Origin of the sequence: Tenacibaculum lutimaris (genome assembly GCF_003610735.1) — a bacterium.
In the GTDB taxonomy this organism is placed as follows: Bacteria; Bacteroidota; Bacteroidia; order Flavobacteriales; family Flavobacteriaceae; genus Polaribacter; species Polaribacter lutimaris.
In genome coordinates this window covers 85201-107067 of the sequence record NZ_RAQM01000011.1, presented here as the reverse complement: position 1 = coordinate 107067, position 21867 = coordinate 85201, and the positions used below count along the sequence as shown (strand labels likewise).

At 30.5% G+C, this 21867-nt stretch carries 25 protein-coding genes; 14 read left to right on the top strand and 11 right to left on the bottom strand.

Going from position 1 to position 21867, the window contains the following annotated elements; genetic code table 11:
- Positions 1–15 precede the first annotated feature (15 nt).
- The 5 genes from C8N26_RS11920 (at position 16) to folE (ending at position 5885) form a co-directional block, all read left to right on the top strand.
- Positions 16–2118 (top strand): M3 family metallopeptidase, encoded by a 2103-nt coding sequence (locus C8N26_RS11920; RefSeq protein WP_120187474.1) that lies wholly within the window; start codon positions 16–18, stop codon positions 2116–2118.
- Entirely contained in the window at positions 2119–2688 is a 570-nt protein-coding gene (locus C8N26_RS11915) for a pentapeptide repeat-containing protein (protein ID WP_120187473.1), read from the top strand.
- Positions 2689–2720: 32 nt separating this feature from the next.
- The gene (locus C8N26_RS11910; protein ID WP_120187472.1) at positions 2721–3656 is read left to right on the top strand and encodes a YihY/virulence factor BrkB family protein; all 936 of its coding nucleotides are present in this window, start codon (positions 2721–2723) and stop codon (positions 3654–3656) included.
- Positions 3657–3779: 123 nt separating this feature from the next.
- On the top strand, positions 3780–5144 hold the full coding sequence (hisS, locus tag C8N26_RS11905; protein WP_120187471.1) for a histidine--tRNA ligase: 1365 nt from the start codon (positions 3780–3782) through the stop codon (positions 5142–5144).
- 72 nt (positions 5145–5216) lie between these two features.
- Positions 5217–5885, top strand: coding sequence for a GTP cyclohydrolase I FolE (gene folE, locus C8N26_RS11900; protein WP_369791964.1), 669 nt, complete (start codon positions 5217–5219; stop codon positions 5883–5885).
- 261 nt (positions 5886–6146) lie between these two features.
- Here the strand turns inward: folE and C8N26_RS11895 are convergent, their stop codons facing one another.
- Genes C8N26_RS11895 through mtaB form a run of 4 tightly spaced genes read right to left on the bottom strand, consistent with a single transcriptional unit; the run spans position 6147 to position 9870 of the window.
- The gene (locus C8N26_RS11895) at positions 6147–7049 is read right to left on the bottom strand and encodes a lytic transglycosylase domain-containing protein (RefSeq protein ID WP_028892958.1); all 903 of its coding nucleotides are present in this window, start codon (positions 7047–7049) and stop codon (positions 6147–6149) included.
- A gap of 37 nt (positions 7050–7086) precedes the next feature.
- Complete coding sequence (locus tag C8N26_RS11890; RefSeq protein WP_120187470.1) at positions 7087–7752, bottom strand: alpha/beta hydrolase family protein; 666 nt, start codon at positions 7750–7752, stop codon at positions 7087–7089.
- Positions 7752–8498, bottom strand: a complete 747-nt coding sequence (locus C8N26_RS11885) for a DUF6438 domain-containing protein (RefSeq protein WP_147418506.1) — start codon at positions 8496–8498, stop codon at positions 7752–7754. Before C8N26_RS11885 ends, C8N26_RS11890 begins: the two co-directional genes overlap by 1 nt.
- Before the next feature lie 37 nt (positions 8499–8535).
- On the bottom strand, positions 8536–9870 hold the full coding sequence (gene mtaB, locus C8N26_RS11880; RefSeq protein WP_120187468.1) for a tRNA (N(6)-L-threonylcarbamoyladenosine(37)-C(2))-methylthiotransferase MtaB: 1335 nt from the start codon (positions 9868–9870) through the stop codon (positions 8536–8538).
- 127 nt (positions 9871–9997) lie between these two features.
- Here mtaB and C8N26_RS11875 point away from each other — a divergent pair, with 127 nt between their 5' ends.
- From C8N26_RS11875 to C8N26_RS11860, 4 genes are read left to right on the top strand one after another with little or no spacing between them, the layout of a single operon-like run.
- On the top strand, positions 9998–10498 hold the full coding sequence (locus C8N26_RS11875) for a GNAT family N-acetyltransferase (protein ID WP_120187467.1): 501 nt from the start codon (positions 9998–10000) through the stop codon (positions 10496–10498).
- Entirely contained in the window at positions 10495–10815 is a 321-nt protein-coding gene (locus C8N26_RS11870) for an antibiotic biosynthesis monooxygenase family protein (RefSeq protein WP_028892962.1), read from the top strand. The genes C8N26_RS11875 and C8N26_RS11870 overlap by 4 nt, the downstream gene beginning before the upstream one ends.
- 19 nt (positions 10816–10834) lie before the next feature.
- On the top strand, positions 10835–11347 hold the full coding sequence (locus C8N26_RS11865) for a DUF4442 domain-containing protein (RefSeq protein WP_120187466.1): 513 nt from the start codon (positions 10835–10837) through the stop codon (positions 11345–11347).
- Positions 11304–12938 (top strand): ABC transporter substrate-binding protein, encoded by a 1635-nt coding sequence (locus C8N26_RS11860; protein ID WP_394342652.1) that lies wholly within the window; start codon positions 11304–11306, stop codon positions 12936–12938. Before C8N26_RS11865 ends, C8N26_RS11860 begins: the two co-directional genes overlap by 44 nt.
- On the opposite strand, the gene C8N26_RS11855 is transcribed toward C8N26_RS11860, so the two are convergent.
- The 5 genes from C8N26_RS11855 to C8N26_RS11835 form a co-directional block, all read right to left on the bottom strand.
- The gene (locus tag C8N26_RS11855; protein WP_120187465.1) at positions 12935–13669 is read right to left on the bottom strand and encodes a YggS family pyridoxal phosphate-dependent enzyme; all 735 of its coding nucleotides are present in this window, start codon (positions 13667–13669) and stop codon (positions 12935–12937) included. The genes C8N26_RS11860 and C8N26_RS11855 overlap by 4 nt on opposite strands.
- Positions 13662–14387 carry an AAA family ATPase gene (locus C8N26_RS11850; protein WP_120187464.1) on the bottom strand — a complete coding sequence of 242 codons (726 nt, stop codon included), beginning with the start codon at positions 14385–14387 and terminating at the stop codon, positions 13662–13664. Before C8N26_RS11850 ends, C8N26_RS11855 begins: the two co-directional genes overlap by 8 nt.
- Positions 14388–14478: 91 nt before the next feature.
- Positions 14479–15081, bottom strand: coding sequence for a MarR family winged helix-turn-helix transcriptional regulator (locus C8N26_RS11845; RefSeq protein WP_120187463.1), 603 nt, complete (start codon positions 15079–15081; stop codon positions 14479–14481).
- Positions 15081–15344, bottom strand: a complete 264-nt coding sequence (locus tag C8N26_RS11840; RefSeq protein ID WP_120187462.1) for a DUF2024 family protein — start codon at positions 15342–15344, stop codon at positions 15081–15083. Before C8N26_RS11840 ends, C8N26_RS11845 begins: the two co-directional genes overlap by 1 nt.
- Positions 15345–15410: 66 nt before the next feature.
- Complete coding sequence (locus C8N26_RS11835; protein ID WP_099215373.1) at positions 15411–15644, bottom strand: thioredoxin domain-containing protein; 234 nt, start codon at positions 15642–15644, stop codon at positions 15411–15413.
- Between the two features lie 214 nt (positions 15645–15858).
- Here C8N26_RS11835 and C8N26_RS11830 point away from each other — a divergent pair, with 214 nt between their 5' ends.
- The 5 genes from C8N26_RS11830 (at position 15859) to C8N26_RS11810 (ending at position 20007) form a co-directional block, all read left to right on the top strand.
- The gene (locus C8N26_RS11830) at positions 15859–17748 is read left to right on the top strand and encodes a tetratricopeptide repeat-containing sensor histidine kinase (RefSeq protein WP_120187461.1); all 1890 of its coding nucleotides are present in this window, start codon (positions 15859–15861) and stop codon (positions 17746–17748) included.
- Positions 17749–17754: 6 nt separating this feature from the next.
- Entirely contained in the window at positions 17755–18396 is a 642-nt protein-coding gene (locus tag C8N26_RS11825; protein WP_028892971.1) for a response regulator, read from the top strand.
- A 108-nt stretch (positions 18397–18504) separates the two neighbouring features.
- Positions 18505–18846 carry a zinc-ribbon domain-containing protein gene (locus C8N26_RS11820; RefSeq protein WP_120187460.1) on the top strand — a complete coding sequence of 114 codons (342 nt, stop codon included), beginning with the start codon at positions 18505–18507 and terminating at the stop codon, positions 18844–18846.
- 35 nt (positions 18847–18881) lie between these two features.
- On the top strand, positions 18882–19301 hold the full coding sequence (locus C8N26_RS11815; RefSeq protein WP_120187459.1) for a hypothetical protein: 420 nt from the start codon (positions 18882–18884) through the stop codon (positions 19299–19301).
- A gap of 163 nt (positions 19302–19464) precedes the next feature.
- The gene (locus C8N26_RS11810; protein WP_120187458.1) at positions 19465–20007 is read left to right on the top strand and encodes a hypothetical protein; all 543 of its coding nucleotides are present in this window, start codon (positions 19465–19467) and stop codon (positions 20005–20007) included.
- Here the strand turns inward: C8N26_RS11810 and C8N26_RS11805 are convergent.
- Both C8N26_RS11805 and C8N26_RS11800 read right to left on the bottom strand, forming a co-directional pair.
- A complete protein-coding gene (locus tag C8N26_RS11805) occupies positions 20004–21002 on the bottom strand; it encodes an SAM-dependent methyltransferase (RefSeq protein WP_147418505.1) in 999 nt (332 codons plus the stop codon). The two genes, C8N26_RS11810 and C8N26_RS11805, sit on opposite strands and share 4 nt — an antisense overlap.
- A gap of 6 nt (positions 21003–21008) precedes the next feature.
- Positions 21009–21734, bottom strand: coding sequence for an aspartyl/asparaginyl beta-hydroxylase domain-containing protein (locus tag C8N26_RS11800; RefSeq protein WP_120187456.1), 726 nt, complete (start codon positions 21732–21734; stop codon positions 21009–21011).
- Positions 21735–21867: the final 133 nt, after the last annotated feature.

The following is a 21867-nucleotide window of genomic DNA, read 5'->3' as shown; positions in this document are numbered from 1 at the left end:
ATAACTTACTACATCATGAAAAAACAACTATTACTCATAGCAACGCTAGTAGTAGCTATGTCGTGTAAAACAGAGCAAACTAAAAAAGAAACCACTTCAAACATGGTAGAAAACCCATTATTAGTAAAAAGCAGTTTACCTTATGGTGCACCTGATTTTACCAAAATAAAAAACGAACACTTTATGCCTGCAATTTTAAAAGGTATGGAAGTTCAAAATGAAGGAATAGCTAAAATTATAGCAAATACAGAAGCTCCAACATTTGAAAATACAATTATAGCTTTTGAAGAAAGTAGCAAAACGTTAGATAATGTTGAGGCAGTTTTTTATGCTTTAGCAGGAGCACATACGAACGATACAATTAAAGACAATCAAAAAGAATTAGCTCCAAAGTTTTCTAAACACAACGATGAAATTTTATTAAACACCAAGTTGTTTGAAAAAATAAAAGCGGTACACGATAATTTAGATAACTTAGATTTAGATGCAGAGTCTAAACACTTGGTAAAAGAACAATATAAAAAGTTTGTAAAAGCAGGTGCTAACTTATCTGAAGAAAAGAAAAACGAGTTAAAAGAAATTAATGCAGAGTTAGCAAGCTTATCTAACGACTTCGGAAAAAAGTTATTAGATGCTAGTAAAAAAGGAGGTTTAACGGTTACCGATAAAGAACAGTTAAAAGGACTTTCTGAAGAAACAATTAAAGGATTAGAGAAAGACGGAAAGTACGAAATCCAATTAATCAATACTACGCAACAACCTTTATTACAAACTTTAGAAAATAGAGAAGTTCGTAAACAATTGTTCGAAAAATCTATTCACAGAACAGATGCAGGTGAGTACGATACAAGCGATTTAGTAAAGAAAATGGCTTCGTTACGTGCTAAGAAAGCACAAATTTTAGGTTTTGACAACTTTGCTAGTTGGAGCTTACAAGGAACAATGGCTTCTACACCAGATAAAGTTTTTGAAATGTTCAACGGATTAATTCCTGGTTCATTAGAAAAAGTAGCTGCTGAAACGAAAGAAATCCAAGCAGAAATTAACAAAGAAGGAAACGACTTTACTTTAGCTCCATACGATTGGAATCATTTTGCTGAAAAAGTACGTAAGTCTAAGTACAACTTAAATGAAGATGAGGTAAAACCATACTTTGAGTTAACCAACGTGTTGGAAAAAGGAGTGTTTTATGCGGCAACAAAATTATACGGAATTACCTTTAAAAAGCGCACAGATATTCCAACATATCACCCAGATGTGGTAGTGTATGAAATTTTTGAAGAAGACGGTAGTAAGTTAGGATTGTTCTACGGAGATTTCTTTGCAAGAGATAGTAAAAGAGGAGGAGCTTGGATGAGTGCTTTTGTAAAACAATCTAAATTAAGAGGTCAAAAGCCAGTAATCTACAACGTTTGTAACTATCCAAAACCAGCAGAAGGAGAACCAGCATTAATTAGTTTTGATAATGTAGAAACTACCTTCCATGAGTTCGGACATGCGTTACACGGTTTATTCGGAAATCAAAAATATGCATCAATTTCAGGAACAAGTACGGCAAGAGATTTTGTAGAGTTCCCGTCGCAGTTTAACGAAAACTGGGCAACACATCCAGAGGTATTAAACAACTATGCATTGCATTATAAAACAGGAGAAGTAATTCCTGATGCATTATTACAAAAAATTAAAGATGCAGGAACGTTCAATCAAGGATATTCAATTATAGAAAACTTAGCATCTTCTAATTTAGATATGCAATGGCACACTATTTCAGCAGACACTACAATTGAAGATGTAGCTAAATTTGAAGAAGAAGCTTTGGCTAAAATGAAGTTAAAGATTGATGAGGTACCACCAAGATATCGTTCAATATATTTTGCACATATTTTTAGTGGAGGATATGGAGCAGGATATTACTCGTATTTATGGACAGAAATGTTAAGTCACGATGCGTACGATTGGTTTAAAAACAACGGATTGTTAACTAGAGAAAACGGTCAGAAGTTTAGAGAGCAAATCTTATCGAAAGGAAACACGATGGATTATGCAGAAATGTATAGAGTTTTTGCAGGAAGAGATCCACAGGCAGAACCAATGCTAAAAGCAAGAGGGTTACAATAAATGAATGATTTCTTTGACAACGAAACATTTACAAAAGTTGATTTTACAGTAACAAAAATCAACAAAGGAGAATATGACAGCTGTACGTTCGAGAATTGCAATTTCGAGAACGTACATGCTTCAAATATTGAATTTTTAGAGTGTGAGTTTATCAACTGTAATTTTAGTAATACAGTGGTAAACCACACTTTTTTTAAAGATTGCACTTTTGAAAATTGTAAAATGGTTGGGGTAAAGTTTAATGAATGCAACAACTTTTTGCTAGAAATGAGCTTTCATAACTGCCAGCTAAACTTATCTTCTTTTTACCAATTAAAAATTCCCACTACAAAATTTATAAGTTGTAATTTGCAAGAAGTAGATTTTGTTGAAGCTGACTTAAGTAAAGGTGTCTTTAAAGATTGTGATTTAAAAGGAGCAATTTTTGATCAGACGAATTTAGAAAAAGCAGATTTTACAACTGCCACTAATTTTACAATCGATCCTGAAAACAATAGGGTTAAAAAAGCAAAATTTTCTAATGAAAATATTGCAGGACTATTGTATAAATATGATATTGTGGTGGAGTAAGGAAGTAAGAAAAAAAATAGCTAAACCTAAATATGACAAAACCAATAGAAGAAAACCTTGAGAAAATTCCAGTAATTAACTGGCTCGTGGCCTTTGGAAAGAAAATTAAAATTCCGGGGTTAGAAGGAATGTCTTTGTACGATGTACTTGAAATGTATGTTATAGGTATTGTAAAAGGAGCATTAACTACAAGGGCAGGAGGTATTGCTTTTAGTTTCTTTATGGCAATCTTTCCATTCTTATTATTCATTTTAACATTGATTCCTTACATCCCGATTGATGGATTTCAAGATGGGTTACTTTCATTAATGCAAGAAGCATTACCACCAAAAACCTTTGAGGCGGTAGATTTTGTTATAAAAGATATTATAAACAATCAATATGGCGGATTGTTATCGTTTGGTTTTTTTGCTTCTATTTTTTTAATGACAAATGGTGTAAATGCAATATTTGGTGGGTTTGAATATTCTTATCATGTAACCGAAGTAAGAAATGTTTTAAGAGCCTATTTTATTTCGTTAGCAGTATCATTGCTAATGTCATTTTTCTTAATCGTAACGGTAACACTCATTATTTTTTATCAAATAGCCTTAACAAGAATTCACAAAATTGGATGGTTAAACACAGGAGATTTAGACCTCTTTTACTACGGAAGAGGTTTCTTGTTTTTAGTAATGATTTTTACCATTGTATCTTTACTCTTTAGGTACGGAACCAAACAAGGTAAAGATGTGAAATTCTTTTCTCCAGGTGCTATTTTAACTACGGTAGTATCTATGTTTACCTTTTACTTATTTGGAATTTATGTAGTAAAGTTTGCTCAATACAATCAGCTATATGGCTCAATTGGTACCCTGTTAATTTTAATGCTTTTTGTGTGGTTGAACGCAATTATTCTTCTTTTAGGTTTTGAGTTAAACGCCACGATTTACCGTTTAAAGCGCAAAAATAAAGCGAGAGCTAAATAACATTTTTCTTCATATTTTTTCGGATATTTGCAGGCTAAAACGCAAATCAAATTACGAATTGACAATTATGAATTATCAATTAATTCATAGTTAAAAATTCATAATTCATAATTAACAAAAAAAATGAAACCAGGAATCCCAAAAGGAACAAGAGATTTTTCATCAACAGAAGTAGCAAAAAGAAACTATATTTTCAATACAATTAAACATTCGTTTGAAAATTTCGGATTTCAACCTATTGAAACACCAAGTTTTGAAAATTCTGAAACCTTAATGGGAAAATATGGAGAAGAAGGGGATAGATTGATTTTTAAAATCTTGAATTCTGGTGATTATTTAAAGAAAGTAGATGAAAACTTATTGGTAGATAAAGACAGCCAAAAAGTTACTTCAAAAATTTCTGAAAAAGCATTGCGTTACGATTTAACAGTTCCGTTTGCACGTTACGTAGTACAACACCAAAACGAAATTACATTTCCATTTAAACGTTACCAAATCCAACCAGTTTGGAGAGCAGATAGACCACAAAAAGGACGTTTCCGTGAGTTTTATCAATGTGATGCCGATGTAGTAGGAAGTACTTCATTATGGCAAGAAGTTGAGTTTGTACAATTATATGATACTGTTTTTAGTAAGTTAGGATTAAAAGGTACGACTATCAAAATCAACAACCGAAAAATCTTATCTGGAATTGCTGAGGTAATTGGAGCATCAGACAAGTTGATTGATTTTACAGTGGCTTTAGATAAGTTAGATAAAATAGGAAAAGACGGTGTAGTTAAGGAGATGTTGGAGAAAGGAATTTCTGCTGAAGCGATAGAAAAAGTTGATCCGTTATTTAATTTTTCTGGAAGTAATCAAGATAAGTTAGCTTCTTTAGAGGCTATGTTACAAGGTTCGGAAGAAGGATTACAAGGAGTAGCTGATTTGAGAACCGTAGTTAATAATGTAGAAAGTTTAGGGCTAGATTCAGCAAGCTTAGAATTAGATGTAACCTTAGCTAGAGGATTAAACTATTACACAGGAGCCATTTATGAAGTAGCAGCTCCAGAAGGTGTAAAAATGGGTTCTATTGGTGGTGGTGGTCGTTATGACGACTTAACAGGTATTTTTGGGTTAAAAGATGTTTCTGGAGTAGGAATATCTTTTGGGTTAGATAGAATTTACTTGGTAATGGAAGAGTTAGGATTGTTTGAAGCAGTAGAATTACCAAAGCCTAAAGTATTGTTTTTAAATTTTGAAGAAAGCGAGAGTTTAGAAAAGGTTAAAATCATCAAAACATTACGTAGTAATGACATAAAGGCAGAGATGTATCCTGATGTTGCAACAAGCAATAATCAACAAAAAAAACAGTGGAAATACGCTATAAACAGAGAAATTGAGTTTGTAGTAACTACTGTTGAAAACGGTACACTTGTTGTTAAAGATATGGTGGCAGGAGAGCAAACTACTTGTTCTTTAGACGAATTGATAAATAAAGTGCAGTAAATTACCAACAATGTTGTAAATTTGCGCCCTACTAATTTTTAGATAGAAATGTTTGAAGTGAACAGCAACAAAATGAATGACGATAGAATAGACGAAATAGGAGAGAACCACATCGGTACATCGGCAAAAACACCTTTACGTGCAGATGCTTTCGATATTTCTGACAAAGAAAAAATTGAAAAAATTCAAGAAAGTGTTAGAGAAATTCTTGAAACTTTAGGAATGGATTTAACGGACGATAGTATGAAAGGTACTCCTAAAAGAGTAGCTAAAGCTTTCGTAAATGAGTTGTTTATGGGGTTAAATCCAGAAAACAAACCAGAAGCATCAACATTTGACAATACGTACAAGTATGGTGAAATGTTAGTTGAAAAAAACATTATTGTATATTCAACATGTGAGCATCACTTATTACCAATTATTGGTAGAGCGCATGTTGCGTATATTTCTAATGGTAAAGTAATCGGTTTATCTAAAATGAATCGTATTGTAGAGTATTATGCTAAGCGCCCACAAGTACAAGAGCGCTTAACGATGCAGGTAGTACAAGCAATGCAAGAAGCATTAGGAACCCAAGATGTTGCATGTGTTATAGATGCAAAACACTTATGTGTTAACTCAAGAGGTATTAAAGATATTGAAAGTAGTACAGTTACTGCTGAGTTTGGTGGAGCGTTTAAAAACAAAGAAACTAAACGTGAATTCTTAGATTACATAAAGTTAAATACTGATTTTCAATAGAAAATAAAGTTTAAATAAATAAAAAAGCTCATTCTTTTGAATGAGCTTTTTTTGTTTAGGATTTTACCCTAAATCTTTTATATCCAATAAAAAAGAAGAATAAACTAAAGATAATTTTTATGCTTAAGTAAAAATATTTATCTGTTGTATTCCAAGAGAAAAGCAACTTGTATAGCTCTTTATTTTCTAAGAATTGAACAATACCATCAAATAGTATAACCAAACCAAAAATAAAATAAAAATAAGGCATTACTTTACTCATTACTGAACAGGGATTTTAATTTCGTATAGTTTTCTGCTACGGTTGTTTAAGTGATTTTCACGTAACCAAGAATTATGTAGTTTCAAATCTTTGTAGGTAGTTCCGAACTTTTTAGCAAATAAGGCAATATTGGTAATAGCAGTATCAACTTTTACAGTGTAGGTTTCAGGTAAAGTGTATAAATCTCCTTTATCGAATGTAAAACCGTATTTTTCAGGATTCGTGATGATTTCTTTTAAAGCTAAAATTCTGAATACATAACGTTCAGTTTCATCAGGTAATAAAGCATCGTAATAGCTAGTAACTCCTTGAGCTTCTAGTCTTTTAGAAACACCATAATTCCCTGCATTATAAGCTGCAGCAGCTAGTGTCCAAGAACCAAAACGCTCTTTTGATTTTTTTAAATATTCAGCAGCTACTTCTGTAGATTTTTCAATATGATAACGCTCGTCTACATTATTGTTGATTTCTAATCCATATTCTCTACCTGTTTGTTTCATAAAGTGCCACATACCTGCAGCTCCTACATTAGATGTTTCATCAATAAAACCACTTTCAGCTAAGGCTAAAAATTTAAAATCGTCAGGTAACCCATGTTTTTTTAATAATGGTTCTAAAATAGGGAAGTACTTGTTGGCGCGTTTTATTAGTAGTAATCCATTAGACTGCCAATAGGTATTTACTAATAATTCACGATCCATTCGTTCTTTAATGTCTGGTTTTTCTAACGGAACACGTTCTCCTGCTAAATTTAAATCATCAGGTAACTTTAAAGCTTTAACTTCATAGGTTTCAGCTACATTTTTAATAGTTGGTTCGTTAGACTTACTAATAGTATTGGTAAATAATATTCCTACGAATACTATAGTTATAATTGATAAAAAGCGGATTGATTTATTCATTTTTTCTTTAGTTTTTGTTGAAATTGGGGTGTGGTATTTAATCTATCAAAAAACATTCCTTTTCTAAGATTTTAGAAATAGTTTTTGCTTTATTCAGTATCATTACATGCGTACCATTCTCAATTTCAATAGAGTTCTTAATATGTTTTATAGGGAAAACTTCATCTTTTTTTCCATGAATATGAATTATATCTTTTAATGGTTCTTTTTGCTGCCAATGTAACACATTGTATATAGCCCATTGTAAATAATCTTTATCTCTTATAGATAAATATATTTTATAAAGTTCAGCTCGTTTTTTTAAATAATCATTGAAAAAGTAATGTTCGTAACTTTCAATGTTTGCTATAATTTTTGAAGGGAAAAGTTTATAGGCTTTTGTTATTTGAGCTAGTTTTAGTCGTCTTGGTAACTCTTTGTTACTTTTAATGCTAGAGATAATAATTACCTTTTTACAATTGATAATTTTACTCATTTCTTGCACAATAATTCCACCAAAAGAAACTCCTACTAAGATAGGGTTTTTATGTTGAATTTTAGCACACATTCGCTGAGCATATTCTTCAATGCTTTCGTTAATAGAGGTTGGTAGCATCCAATCTAAAAAATGCAGTTCAAAATGTTCTTCAGGTAAAGAAATACGCTCAAATATTTTGGTATTGGCAGCTAAACCAGGAACAAAATACAAGTGAGTTTTAGGCATTATTCAAAAAACTTTTTATCTAATAAAATACCGTCAATATATTCGTGTACGTCAATAAGCTCATCAGGAATATCTTTCCATAAACGAATTAAGATTTGTTTTCCATCATGAACTATATAAGTACTAGATAAATCTGGAATTTTAGGGTTGCTATAAACATCTTTAAAACTAGCAAAATCCTTTTTGTTAAGCTTATTGTTTAGCTCTTGCAGTTGTTTTTCTGATAGTGTAAATTTTTGTGTTCCTTTTACTAATACATATTCAATTCCGTTGTAAAGAACATTTCCTTCTTTATCAATAGAAACAGAATATACGGGACAGTCACCAAAACAAGGAGTTTTGATAATTCTTAAAAGGTTATTTTTTTCTTCGGAAATAATGTTAGTTAATTTTTCTTCTGAGTTGGCATCAACTAATCTAAACTCTCCGCTTTCCTGTAGTTTATCAATCCAAAAATCACGCTTTCCTTCAGGAACTTCAACAATACCTATTTTTGAAGCATCTGTTTCATAAGCCATTTTACTCCAAGTTAAACCACTATTTTTTATAAGTGATTTTACATCATCAATACTTTTAGCGTTTTTAAGAACAATAATTAACTCATTTTGAGAAGCTATAGGTTTTGTAACTTCTTCTTCAATAATTGTTTCTTTTTCTATTGGCTCTGTTAATTTGGTTTCAGAACTTTTTTTAGGAATACCACAAGAGATTCCTAAGGCTAAAAAAGAGTATAATAGGTACTTCATAAATGAGTTTTTTTGATTGTGTGAACTAGTTGACAAGTTAAGCAATAACTCCAGCATCCACAAAATCAAAACGAACTAAACCGTCTTCATCTATTTTTGTTAAAGTAATTGTATGTAATGTATTTACTAAATCAGGGTTCCAAGGAGTCTTAACTTTTACATAGTTTTCTGTAAAACCGTGGATATATCCCTCTTTATTTTCACTTTCAAATAAAACTGTTAAGGTGTTACCTAACTGACTTTCATAAAAAGCTCTACGTTTTTTAACAGATAATCCGCGTAGCATTTTGCTGCGTTTTGCACGTGTTTTTTTAGGAACAGCACCGTCCATTTCTACAGCTTCTGTATTTGGTCTTTCAGAATAAGTGAAAACGTGTAAGTAAGAAATATCTAAGTCTGCTAAATAGTTGTAGGTTTCTAAAAATAATTCATCTGTTTCACCGGGGAAACCAACAATAACATCTACACCAATACAAGCATTAGGCATAACCTCTTTAATTTTTGCTGCTCGATCGGTATAAACTTTACGTAAATAACGACGTTTCATTTTCTTTAAAAGCGTGTCGCTACCTGACTGTAATGGAATATGAAAATGTGGAACAAATATGTTTGAGTTTGAAACAAAATCAATCGTTTCATCTTTTAATAAATTAGGCTCAATTGAAGAGATTCGTAAACGATTAATCCCATCCACTTTATCAAGAGCTTGTACTAACTCTAAAAATGTATGTTCGTGTTTTTTATTACCGAATTCTCCTTTTCCATAGTCACCAATATTTACTCCTGTTAAAACGATTTCTTTAATACCTTTCTCAGAAATTTCTTTAGCATTTTTCAATACGTTTTCTAACGTATCACTACGTGAAATTCCACGTGCTAACGGAATGGTACAATAAGTACACTTATAATCACATCCATCTTGTACTTTTAAGAAAGCACGAGTACGATCTCCAATAGAATATGAACCTACATAAAAATCAGCATCTTCAATCTCACAAGAATGTACTTCCCCAATATCATTTTTGGTTAAGTCGTTAATATAGCTAGTTACATTAAACTTTTCAGTAGCACCCAATACTAAGTCTACACCATCAACAGCAGCTAATTCTTCAGGTTTTAATTGCGCATAACATCCTACACCAATAACAAAAGCCTCTTCATTTTTCTTTAAGGCAGACTTTACAATACTTTTAAAACGTTTATCAGCATTGTCTGTTACCGAACAGGTGTTAATTACATATATATCTGCTTTTTCTTCAAACTCAACACGCTCAAACCCTTCATTTACAAAGTTTCTAGCAATGGTTGAAGTTTCCGAAAAATTTAATTTACATCCTAAGGTGTAAAAAGCTACTTTCTTATCTACATTCATCTTTTCTCTGTCCTAAATAAAAAACAAAAGCCTTGTACAAGTCTTTAATTTTTTAGAAGTTCGTATAGTTTATTTAATCTACTACTGCTTAAAGCAGTTTTGGGTTTGCAAAAGTACGATAATATTCATGATTTTTGAAACGAAAAGATTACTTATTCGAAAGCTTCAAGTTGTTGATATAGAACCTTTTTATGAGTTAGAAAGTAACCCTAAAGTATTGCAATATGCAACAGGGGAACCTAAAAATTTAGAAGAAAGTAAAGAGGATTTAAAACAGCTGATAGCACGATACACCAATAAAGAAAATGATTTTTGGATATATGCCATAGAACGTAAATCAGACAATGAATTTGTAGGTACGGTTGCTTTGGTAAAAGATGAAGAGGGAAATGATGAAATAGGATATCGGTTTATAGAACGATACTGGGGTAATGGCTTTGCAACAGAGCTTTGTGAAGGATTGATACAGTACTGTAAATCGGTAGGAATGAAAAAACTTATTGGGTGTGTGGTGGATGAAAATATAGCTTCCGCTAAAATATTAGAACGATTTAACTTTGTTGCGATAGAGAAATTTATAAGTGACGATATTGGCTTACCAGAAACAAAATATGAACTAATTTTATGATAGTAGATAATTTAAAACCTCCGTATTACGCAGTAATTTTTAGCACAACTCTTTCAGATGATACAGAAGGATATTATGAAATGGCTGAGAAAATGGACAATTTAGCTAAAGAACAAGAAGGGTACTTAGGAGTAGAATCAGCGAGAAGTGATGTAGGGATTACGGTTTCTTATTGGGAAAGTTTGGATGCTATTTTAAAATGGAAAAATAACATAGAGCATACTGAAGCTAGAAATATAGGAAGAGAGAGATGGTATAAAAAATATCAACTTCGAATAAGCAAAGTAGAAAGAGAGTATGGATTTGATAAAGGTTAATAGATAAGGTAGTAAATTTATGTACGCAGCACTAAATAAATTTTTAAGTAAGTTTTTTAAGAAAAGTACCATATTTAAGTATGGGTTTAACTTATCTCCAATGTACAAAAGGTCTACAGGAAAAATAATATATGTATCTGATGACTTATTGAATGTGAAAGTGAAAATTCCTGTTAGTTATAAAAACAAGAATTATGTTGGATCTATATTTGGTGGAAGTTTATTTTCAGCAACAGATCCAATTTATATGATTCAATTAATTAATATTTTAGGAAATGATTATGTTGTTTGGGATAAAAGCTCATCTATTAAGTTTATAAAACCTGTTTATGAAGATGGCTTTATAGATTTTATTTTTTCTACTGATGAAATTGAAGAAATAAAGAAGAGAGTAGAAGTAGAGAAAAAAATAGATTTGATTAAAGAGCTAGAAATAGTAAGTAAAGATAAATCTACAGTTTTTACAAAAATTGATAAAACCATATACATTGCAGATAAAACGTACTATAAAAATAGACGAAAGAATACATAATTTTTTATTAGTTCTTATAGCTTTATTAGTTATAACTTCTTGTAAAAAAGAAAAAAGTAATTTTACTGATAAACAAGTTTTTCGCTATAACGAGCATTCAAATATTACTTCATTAGATCCTGCTTTTGCAAAAGACCAACGAAATATTTGGGCTGTAAATCAATTGTATAATGGATTGGTAGAGTTGGATGATAGTTTACAAGTACAACCTTCGATAGCCAAGAATTGGACAATTTCTGAAGATGGAAGAACCTATCAGTTTCATTTAAGAAATGATGTATTATTTCATAAACACAAACTGTTTGGGAAAGATTCTACAAGAAATGTAATAGCCAAAGATTTTGAATATTCTTTTAATCGATTACTAGATAAGAATGTGGCGTCTCCAGGTGGGTGGGTATTACAAAATGTTGCGAATTTCAAAGCAGAGAGTGATTCTGTTTTTACAATCAATTTAAAACAACCTTTTCCACCTTTTTTAGGATTGTTAGCCATGAAATATTGCTCCGTTGTACCAAAAGAAGCAGTTGATTATTTTGGAAATGAGTTTAGAGCAAACCCGATAGGAACTGGTCCTTTTCATTTTAAACTTTGGGTAGAAAATACCAAGTTGGTATTGAGGAAAAACCCTCTGTATTTTGAAAAGGATGAAAAAGGAAATCAACTTCCGTATTTAGAATCAGTAGCTGTTACTTTTTTGCCAGATAAGCAAAGTGAGTTTTTGCAGTTTATTCAAGGAAATATCGATTTTATGAAAAGTTTAGATGCTTCGTATAAAGATGACATTCTAAACACAGACGGAACCTTAAAAGAGAAATATGTTTCTAAAATCAATATGAAAACAGGGGCGTATTTAAACACAGAATATTTAGGAATTTATTTAGATGGAGAAGAAGAGCTCCCAACAAAATCGAAATTGATACGACAAGCTATAAATTTTGGGTTTGATAGGGAGAAGATGATTAAATTTTTGAGAAACGGGATCGGGAGTCCTGCTACAAGTGGATTTATCCCGAAAGGATTGCCTTCATTCAATAATCAACAAGGATATTCATACAAACCTGAAGAAGCAAAGAAGTTGGTAGCACAATACAAAGAAGAGACAGGAGATGAGAATCCGCAAATAGCAATTACAACGAACAGCAACTATTTAGATTTGTGTGAGTTTATTCAACGTGAATTACAAAAAATAGGAATAGTAACTAAAGTAGATGTGATACCGCCTTCAACATTACGCCAAGGAAAAGCAAATGGTAAGTTGCCTATTTTTAGAGCAAGTTGGATAGCTGATTATCCTGATGCAGAAAATTATGTGTCGTTATTTTATAGCAAAAACTTTACACCAAACGGCCCTAATTATACACACTTTAAAAATGATTTTTTTGATAGGTTGTATGAACAATCCATTAAAGAAGTAAATGTAAAAAAGCGTTATAGGCTATACCAAAAAATGGATAGTATTATTATTGCTGAGGCTCCAATTGTACCATTATATTATGATGAGGTAATCCGCTTTACACAAAAGAATGTTTCAGGTTTAGGAATTAACCCTATTGATTTATTGAATTTAAAAAGAGTACAGAAAAACTAAGCGTTACTTTTTGTTTCGTTCCAGTAATAGCTATCAGGGTAGATACGTTCTCCAAAAATAGCTGTTCCAACTCGTACAATAGTAGCACCTTCTTCAATAGCAATTTCTAAATCACCACTCATTCCCATGGAGAGTTCTTCCATAGCTACATTAGGAATTTGTAGTGCCTTTATTTTTTCTTGAAGCTGTTTTAAAAGGCGAAAACATTTTCGAACTTCATCGGATTCTGAGCTTAGTAAACCAATGGTCATTAATCCCCTTATATGAATGTTTTTAAACTTAGATATTTCTTTTACAAGCTCAATAGTTTCCTCTGGATTGGCTCCGAATTTGCTTTCTTCAAAAGAGGTGTTTACTTGTATGTATACATCAATTTCTTTTTCTTCAAAAATCAACCGTTGATGTAATTTTTCAGCAACTGATAAACGATCGATAGATTCAATACAACTAGCCCATTTTATAACTTCTTTAATCTTGTTACTTTGTAAATGACCAATAAAATGTACTTCAGGTTGTAAGTGCTTTATTGCATTACACTTTTGCTTTAATTCTTGTATTTTATTTTCACCCACAAGAGTTTCACCTTGTTCTAAAGCAAAATTTATTTTATCAGTATTTACTGTTTTTGTAGCTAGTAACAAACGAACATCTTCTGGCGCTCTATTAGCTTTCTTACAAGCAAATTGTATTCTTTGATGAATAATGCTAAGGTTGTTTTGAATATTATCCATTTACGAATTGATTGTTCAGTTCTTCTTTTTCAATAATTTTATTTTTTACAGTTCTAAAAGTAATGTCTTTAGCTTCTGCATAAGATATATCGTACACACGATTTACTTTTCTAAACTCTTCTGGGAATTGTTGCAGTAACGTTTCGTAATAGCTGTCTAAGTCTGATTCACTAGGTGCTTCGAATTTAAGTTTTAACTGAAAACGTCTTAAAAGTGCAGTATCTATAACACTAGAGTGATTGGTAGCAGCAATTAATAAAACATCGTTAGGTAATTGATCTATTAATTGAATAACAGTATTTACCAATCGTTTCATCTCGCTAGAGTCTTTACTATCATAATCTCGAGCTTTACCGATGTAATCAAATTCATCTAAAAATAACACAGCACTTTCTCTTGTAGCTTTTTTAAAAACTTCGGAAATATTTTTAGCTGTTTCTCCTAGTTTTGAAGAAACAATGCTACCCAAATTAAGTATGATAATTTTTTTATTAAGCTTTTTGGCAATAGCTTTAGCGGTGGTAGTTTTACCACAACCAGTATGTCCGAATAATAAGATTTTATTATCAACAGGGAGTTTGTATTGATTCAAAACAGCTACGTGTTTAAATTCTTTTAGTAGTTGCTGTAGCGTATTTTTGTTTTCATTACTAAGATGAACTTCATCTAGTTCTATAGTTGTTTCTTTCGTTTGAAGAATCAAGTTATGTATAGCCATTTTATAATTTTTTGTCAAAAATAAAAGGTTATAGGTAATAAAGTAAACCTTTTAACATATAGTTAAGAAGTAGGGTTGATGCTTTAAAATATTAACTCTTAAATTCATGTTCAGGACAATCAATTCTCAACTCTTTAGAAGCCAATTTAGATTGTAAAAGTTTACAAAAATGTTCGTTGTTTTCATTTTGGTAATAAGAGCAAGTAAAGCACATTCTTTGAATAGTTATAACTCCTGCTTTATTTAGTTGGTATATTACTTTTAAAAGCCCTGCCAGTATATCTTTCTTTTGGTTTTCAGGTAATGAACTTAACGGTTGCTCTATATTAAGTGTAAAATTAGCTGATTTCTCTGCTATTTGTTTTCCTTGATTGGTTAAACCAATAATATAACTTCTAGTATCGCTAGGGTTACTAAACTTTTGAACTAATTCTTTTTTTAATAAAACTCTAATACTATCACTAATGGTAGCTTTAGTCATATTAAATTCTTCAGATAAATAACTCACTTTGCATTTTTCTTCAGAGTGAAATAGTAAAAAAATTAGAATTTGAATTTGGATAGGGCTTAAAGAGTTCTCCTTACTTTCGCTCCAAAGAAGTACTCTGAAAGCCTCAGAAATTCGCTCTAAAGCCACAACTATTTTACTTTCAATTTTTGTGTTTTGCTGATTTAAGTCAAAAGGAGATTTCATTAATTACAGTTTTCCATTTCGTATATAAAATACCCTTTTTTATGTATAGCATCTTCCCATTCGGGTTTGAGTATTTCAATATGGCAAAATACACATTCTTTTGAAGATATTTCTAGGTTTTCTAGACCTTTAGTTCTTAAATATTCTTTTCCATAATTAAAAATTATGTTAGTGTCTTTATTGTTAGAAGGTGCAATAATATCAAAATGCATTATTTTACCATCTTTCTTAGTTACATAAGTATCCCAAACAGCTACTTCCATTTTATATAATTTAAAATATTAAAAGCTCTACAAAATTAGGATTCCTAACTTTGTAGAGCAAAAAAATTATCCTTTTACTTCTTCCATTGAAGCTCCAAAATTAATATGGAGTACATTACCAGTAGGAGTTACCAAAGCAGGGACAGATTTTACACCTGCATTTTCTGCTTCTAAAATTCGATTTTTGTCTTCACCGAAGTGAACTACTTCAACATTGTCTAAACCAATTAGATTTATAATGTCTTGTTCTGCACTAACACAAACAGGGCAACCTGCGTGATAAAAAATAGATTTACTCATAATTATAAAGATTTTAAATTCTATTGCAAATATAGTTAGGTTTCCTAACTAATAAAAATTATCAGGAATAAATTTTTAAAAAAGAAGTACGAATGAAAGAGTTTTGTTTCTTCTGAAGGAGTTATAAAGAATAAAATAACTAATAGTTAATTAAGAAATAAAAATGTTCTGTAATTTTGGAAGTCATAATTGTTTCAGAAAAAAGAACCTATAATTGAAAAAATATAAAAACTGTTTTAAAAAAAATGAAAAGAAAAAGGTTGCTTTAAAACAAATTGTTTTAGGTGTCTTTTTATTATTTAGTTGTAAGATGTTGGCACAATCTGAGATGCAAAGTTTTAAAGCTTTTGGGGTGAATCCAACAATACCTAACGATTCCCTTTTCAAAAACATCGAACAAGCAAAAGATTTTAAGACAAAGTATGCAGCTACCTACAATCTTATTGAATTTCATCAGCAAAAAGGGAATATAGACTCAATTATACAATATGGACATAAATTGTATACTGAAACCTCCAATGAAGAACTTTTACTAAAGAAAGAAGAATATCTATCTAAGGTTTCAAATGCTATTGCAGAAGGAAAATTAGAAAAAGGGTTGTTTGATGAGGCGTTAAAATGGTTTTTAAAAGGAATTGAACATTCTAAAAAGAATTTTGATGATGAGCTCTATGTTAAAAATAGAATAGGATTAGGGTCTATAAAATATGTAAGAGGAAAAGAAGAAGAAGGACAAAAAATTATTGAAGAAAGCATTGAAAATGCTCCAAATGAAAAACTAAAACACGATGCTTTTTTTGAACTGGGATTCATTTATTACACAAAGAACGAATTAGAAAAAGCAAAAGACAATTATAATAAGGCAAAAGTTTTTTATATATCTGAAGGATACCTTAAAAATGCATTAGAAGTTGACTTATGGTTGAGTAAAGTATTAGGGAAAGAAAATAAAAACGAAGAAGCATTAGACCTTTGTTATAATGTTTTTAACGAATCTCTGTCAAATGGTTTTTTTACACTGTATGCAAAAGCAGGAAATGTATTAGGGGGTATTTATTTAAAGGAGAAAGATTATGATAATGCAAAGAAAATACTATCAACAGTATATATAAACTCTATTCAGTGGGGAAATTTAGAAATAGAGAGAAGAGTTGTTTTAGGACTTCAAAATGCTTATTCCGAAACAGGAGATTATAAAAACGCACATGCTTTAATGACACAACTAAATAGTATAAATAATAAAATTTTAGTTAGTCAAAACAAACAGCAGGTTAATGAGCTTGAAGTACAATACAAAACATTAGAGCAGAAACAAGAGATAGAACGACAAAAAACATTAAAAGCAAATATTTTAATAGGTTTTCTTGTCGTTTTAATTCCTGTGTTGGGATTGTTGTATATGTACTATCAAAAGCTTCAAACCCAGAGTAAATTAACCAAAACGTTAGAAGAAGTTAACCAACAAAAAATATCTGCCCTTTTAAAAAACCAAGAGTTAAAATTGGTAAAAGCATCGTTAGAAGGTCAGAATAATGAAAGAAAACGTATTGCAAGAGAACTTCACGATAGTATTGGAGGAAATTTAGCAACTATAAAACTGCAGTTATCAAATGAGACAAAACAGCAAAAAGAAAATATTATTCAACAGGTTGATGATACTTATAATCAAGTAAGAGAATTGTCTCATAACTTAATGCCTAAAAAGTTTAAAGATTCTGCTTTTACGTCAATAGTTTCTGAATATATAGAAAATGTTAAGAACTTGTCTGATGAAGAAATAACACTACAAATTCATCCGAAAGAAGAGATTGATAAGATTGAAGAAAATTTAAAAGTAGAATTGTATAAAATAATTCAAGAGTTGTTAACGAATGCTTTAAAACACGCAAAAGCAACTCAAATTGATATTCAACTTTCCGTATTTAATAATAGTGTAAAATTACTTTTTGAGGACGATGGAGCAGGCTTTGATCAAGAAAAAGTAAAATACGGACTTGGGTTTCAAAATTTAAAAGATAGATTAAAAATTATTAAAGGAGAAATGTTTATAAATGCTTTTCCAGACAAAGGAACTGTTATTGACATTGATGTACCTTTAAATTAGTATACTATGAAGCATAATATTATTCTGGTAGATGACCACAAAATGTTTTTAGACGGATTGTTAAGTATTTTTAATAAGGAAGAAGCTTACAATATTTTGTTAACAGCCAATAGTGGTGAAAATGTTATAAAATTTATAGATACCAATCCTAATGAGCAAATTGATATAGTAGTTAGTGATATTTCTATGCCAGATATAGATGGTATTACATTAAATGATTACATTAAGAAAACTCGTCCAGAAATAAAAACATTAATTGTAAGTATGCATACAGATACAGGTATGATAGATACATTAATAAAAAGTGATGTTGATGGTTATTTATCAAAAAATGCAACCCAATCAGAGTTGTTATTAGCTGTAAAAACAATTCTTAGTAACGATAAGTACTTTTCAGAATCGGTAAAACAAGCTTATATGAATAATGTCTTTAATAAAGGGAAAGACACTATGGTTACACTTACCAAACGAGAGAAGGATGTGCTAAAGCTTATTGCTGAAGAATACACTACACAAGAAATTGCCGACAAACTCTTTTTAAGTAAGCATACTATTGAAAGTTACAGAAAGAATTTAATATCAAAACTCAACGTAAAAAATCTAGCTGGATTAACCAAATATGCAATAAAACTAGGACTTGTAGAGTAATAAATTAGTACACCCCTGAAAACAGGGTGTTAACTTTGGCTAGTTTCAGTCTATTTTAAAAAACACTTACAACGCATCTTTGTACCGTAATTATTAAGTAATAAAGTTATGGTAATTTTTGGATGGCGTGAAGCCAAAATAAACATACAACCAGTACACAATCATAGTTGCAGTTATTGCAATACACCAGAACATTTATTTATTCAGGTAAATAGATTGTATGTACATATATTTTGGATTCCTGTTTTTCCATTATTCAAAAAAACATATAGTATTTGTGGGCATTGTAAATTAGAGATGAGTAAAAGTCAAATGCCTCCAGATTTACAAAAAAAAGCAAAGGATTTTAAGAAAACCAGTAAAACACCTTGGTGGATGTTTTTGGGGCTTATTATCATAACTTCATTAATGCTGTTTGTGTTTTCTTCAGCACTATTAATTCATAAATAATAAATCAATATAAACCATTTAAATTTTAATTAAACATGATTTACGGAATTTCATTAGTATTTCTAAGTATAGTGGCAGTACCGTCATTAATTTTAGCCAAAAAACCTAATGCTAAAGAGTTATTAGAAAAAATAGAGCCTTACCAAGGATGGATTGGTCTTATCTTTTGTATCTGGGGAATTTGGGGAATAATTTCAGCTATTTTAAACTTAGGTTGGTTAACTACAGCACCAATTTGGTGGGTAACTTTTTTAGCAGGTAGCGTAGTTGAAGCTGTTTTAGGTTTTATGTTAGGATACGGAATGATAAATAAATTGTTCTTATCAAAGAATGCAGATGCTAAAGAAAAAGCAGAACAGTTGAGAGGGAAGATTGCTCCAAAACAAGGAAAGTTTGGAATATTAGGAATTATAGTAGGAGTTTGGATGATAGTTGCTTCATTCTTATTCATATAACCTAAAAAAGAAAGAAAAAGAAAAATATTTATAGCATTGCAAACCAAGGTAAAATGTAAGTAGGGGTGTGGGATTTCTAACAAAAAATCAAAAGCCTTGTTTGCAATGTTTTTTATGAAAAATTGAAAGCTTATTTTTATAAAGCAATAAAGAATAGTCGAAAATGAAAAGGGTAAAAAGTGTTTTAACAATCATTGTAGTATGTATATTGTTTATAAGTTGTCAGAAAGAAACTCCGCAAAAAGTTGTTGAAAAAACGGTATTAAAAGCCAATTTGTTAACGGCTAATTACGGCATAGGGTATTTTGAACAATTGAAAGAATTACAAAAAAACGAATACCTAAAGTACTATGATAATGACGGAGAAGAATATGCAGCAACATTCTCTCAATATCTTCATAAAGTAACAATTCCAGATTTAGAAAAAAGTTTGAAAGACGTTCAAAAATTAGAAGTAAACGAAGATTCAAAAGAGTTGATAAATACTTCTATCGAGTTGTTTGAGTTTTGCATCGGTTTTTATAAAAAAGACTATGCGGAAATAGCCTATATGTACGACGAAGGAAAAACTCAACAAGAAATTAATATGATAATCAATGAGTTTGAAGCTAAAAGCTTCCAAGAGTTTAAAGAGAAAAATTTAAAGTTAGATGAAGCCGCAAAAGTTTATGCTGAGAAAAAAGGAGTAAGCTTGAAGTTTGTTTAAATAACTGTAACTTCAAGTTTAGGGTCAATACCAATTACATATTGAGACTTAATAGTTAAGGATTCTTTTTTGTTGTTAGAAACATCTTTAATGTATTTAGGAACAGTTAAGCCACTTTCATTTATAATAAGTTTCTCATTTTTATAAATTGTGATTTCTGTCATCACCACAATTTCACTAGCTATAGAAAGTTCTTCCTCTTTTAAAACTGTATACTTTTCAGTAAAACCTAATTTGTTTGAAGTCTTTTCAAATAACCAATCATTCGATTTCATGGCTTCTTTACTAACTTCAAAAACCTTGTCATGTTCGCGATAGTATTTTTGTTGAATGTAAGGTTTACTATTTTCAGAAGAGCTTGTACCAATAGCTAACGTAATTTTCTCAGGAATAAAAATAGTATTAGAATTAGACTGACTCATTAAGTTATAAAAAACAGAAACTTGTTGCTCACTATCCAATGCACGTTGCATAGTTTCACTCACAATAATATCTGGAGAAAAGTTTTTAGGGAATTGATATTTTGTAGCGTCTTGATTTATAAAGTTGATATTATTAGTTTCTAAACCTAACTTTTTAATTGTACTTTTTAAAACCTCAAAACTTAGAGGATTTACCTCTAAAAGGGTGTATGTTATATTCAAATCAGCATACCTTAATATAAAAGGAAGCATAAGCGAAGCAAAAGGGCCAGTACCAGCATAAAGAATATGTAGTGAGTCTTTTTGATAGATTTTCTCTTGAATAGCAAACTCAATTCCTCTAATAAACTTATAGGTTCTTACCAAATCATCAAGACAATTAGCGGCCCATAAAGTACCTATAGCTACACCATTTTCAAGTTGAACATTATTTCGATGCTCTTCATTATTTATAGTTTCATTTGAAATTCTAAAAAGTAATTGTTTGTACTCTTTTAAAGCAGAAGAATAATCAGATTTTTCTTCAAAGAATTGAGAAGTAATATGCAGTAACTCTTTTTTTAAATTCATCATAAGTTATTATTTAGATGTAAGTTTTAATAACTTTTGTTCCATTTCATGAATAAGTTTTTTAGAGGCAGGCTCATTGTTACGTTTTAGCTCGTTTAAGATAAGACGTATTGTTTCTGGTGAGTCAATTTCTTCTTGTATAGGTTGAAAGCTATCTTTTGGAGCAAGTGTAAAGAATAAAGAATCTGACCACTCGTTTCTTTCTGCATCAATAACTAAGTGTACACGATCCTTATTTCCTTTGTTGGCAACAGAATGTACATAATTTACATTCGTATACCAACATTCTCCAGGCAACATATTCAATTGTTTATCATTTAAAATAAATTCAACCTTGTTATTTGTAATAATCGGAATATGTAAGCGAAAGTTGCCATCTTCATAACCCAGTTTGTAATCACGATGAGGTTTTATTTCTGCACCAACATTCAAACGAAGCAAGCGAGCAGATAAAATAGGGCATTGAAAAGAGTTAATGACCTCTCTAAAATAATTACAATTATTCATTATGGGAGTTTCCTGGATAGTACCATTATCATTTTGAAAAGCAAAAATGTTAGAAGTGTCACCATTATTAGTATATAAAGGGATAGCTTTCCACTCACCTTCATATCCAGATTTGTTAAAATGAGGAATCCAATGTTGATTTACAACTAGAGAATAATCATGCAATAGTTTATCTGCATCAAACAGAAAAGGAAGTTTTAAAGATGTAGTAGTTTTAATTTCTTTCACTAGAATGTAAAATTTAGAGATGCAATAGTTTTACAGCAAGTTAAAGTAAAAAAAGCAGACAAAATATTTTTTGAGAATAAGTGCTAACTTTTTAAGTATAAATGAAAGAATATTAAAAATAAAAAAAGCAACC

Excerpts from the sequence above, each read along its gene's own strand:
- C8N26_RS11910 (WP_120187472.1), top strand. The coding sequence starts at position 2,721 with ATGACAAAACCAATAGAAGAAAACCTTGAGAAAATTCCAGTAATTAAC.
- C8N26_RS11895 (WP_028892958.1), bottom strand. The coding sequence starts at position 7,049 with ATGAATAAATCAATCCGCTTTTTATCAATTATAACTATAGTATTCGTA.
- C8N26_RS11840 (WP_120187462.1), bottom strand. The coding sequence starts at position 15,344 with ATGGAAGTAGCTGTTTGGGATACTTATGTAACTAAGAAAGATGGTAAA.
- C8N26_RS11835 (WP_099215373.1), bottom strand. The coding sequence starts at position 15,644 with ATGAGTAAATCTATTTTTTATCACGCAGGTTGCCCTGTTTGTGTTAGT.
- C8N26_RS11875 (WP_120187467.1), top strand. The coding sequence starts at position 9,998 with ATGATTTTTGAAACGAAAAGATTACTTATTCGAAAGCTTCAAGTTGTT.
- C8N26_RS11855 (WP_120187465.1), bottom strand. The coding sequence starts at position 13,669 with ATGGATAATATTCAAAACAACCTTAGCATTATTCATCAAAGAATACAA.
- C8N26_RS11890 (WP_120187470.1), bottom strand. The coding sequence starts at position 7,752 with ATGCCTAAAACTCACTTGTATTTTGTTCCTGGTTTAGCTGCCAATACC.
- C8N26_RS11805 (WP_147418505.1), bottom strand. The coding sequence starts at position 21,002 with ATGATGAATTTAAAAAAAGAGTTACTGCATATTACTTCTCAATTCTTT.
- C8N26_RS11870 (WP_028892962.1), top strand. The coding sequence starts at position 10,495 with ATGATAGTAGATAATTTAAAACCTCCGTATTACGCAGTAATTTTTAGC.
- C8N26_RS11825 (WP_028892971.1), top strand. The coding sequence starts at position 17,755 with ATGAAGCATAATATTATTCTGGTAGATGACCACAAAATGTTTTTAGAC.
- C8N26_RS11850 (WP_120187464.1), bottom strand. The coding sequence starts at position 14,387 with ATGGCTATACATAACTTGATTCTTCAAACGAAAGAAACAACTATAGAA.
- C8N26_RS11820 (WP_120187460.1), top strand. The coding sequence starts at position 18,505 with ATGGTAATTTTTGGATGGCGTGAAGCCAAAATAAACATACAACCAGTA.
- folE (WP_369791964.1), top strand. The coding sequence starts at position 5,217 with ATGAATGACGATAGAATAGACGAAATAGGAGAGAACCACATCGGTACA.
- mtaB (WP_120187468.1), bottom strand. The coding sequence starts at position 9,870 with ATGAATGTAGATAAGAAAGTAGCTTTTTACACCTTAGGATGTAAATTA.
- C8N26_RS11845 (WP_120187463.1), bottom strand. The coding sequence starts at position 15,081 with ATGAAATCTCCTTTTGACTTAAATCAGCAAAACACAAAAATTGAAAGT.
- C8N26_RS11915 (WP_120187473.1), top strand. The coding sequence starts at position 2,119 with ATGAATGATTTCTTTGACAACGAAACATTTACAAAAGTTGATTTTACA.
- C8N26_RS11815 (WP_120187459.1), top strand. The coding sequence starts at position 18,882 with ATGATTTACGGAATTTCATTAGTATTTCTAAGTATAGTGGCAGTACCG.
- C8N26_RS11810 (WP_120187458.1), top strand. The coding sequence starts at position 19,465 with ATGAAAAGGGTAAAAAGTGTTTTAACAATCATTGTAGTATGTATATTG.
- C8N26_RS11865 (WP_120187466.1), top strand. The coding sequence starts at position 10,835 with ATGTACGCAGCACTAAATAAATTTTTAAGTAAGTTTTTTAAGAAAAGT.
- C8N26_RS11885 (WP_147418506.1), bottom strand. The coding sequence starts at position 8,498 with ATGAAGTACCTATTATACTCTTTTTTAGCCTTAGGAATCTCTTGTGGT.
- C8N26_RS11920 (WP_120187474.1), top strand. The coding sequence starts at position 16 with ATGAAAAAACAACTATTACTCATAGCAACGCTAGTAGTAGCTATGTCG.
- hisS (WP_120187471.1), top strand. The coding sequence starts at position 3,780 with ATGAAACCAGGAATCCCAAAAGGAACAAGAGATTTTTCATCAACAGAA.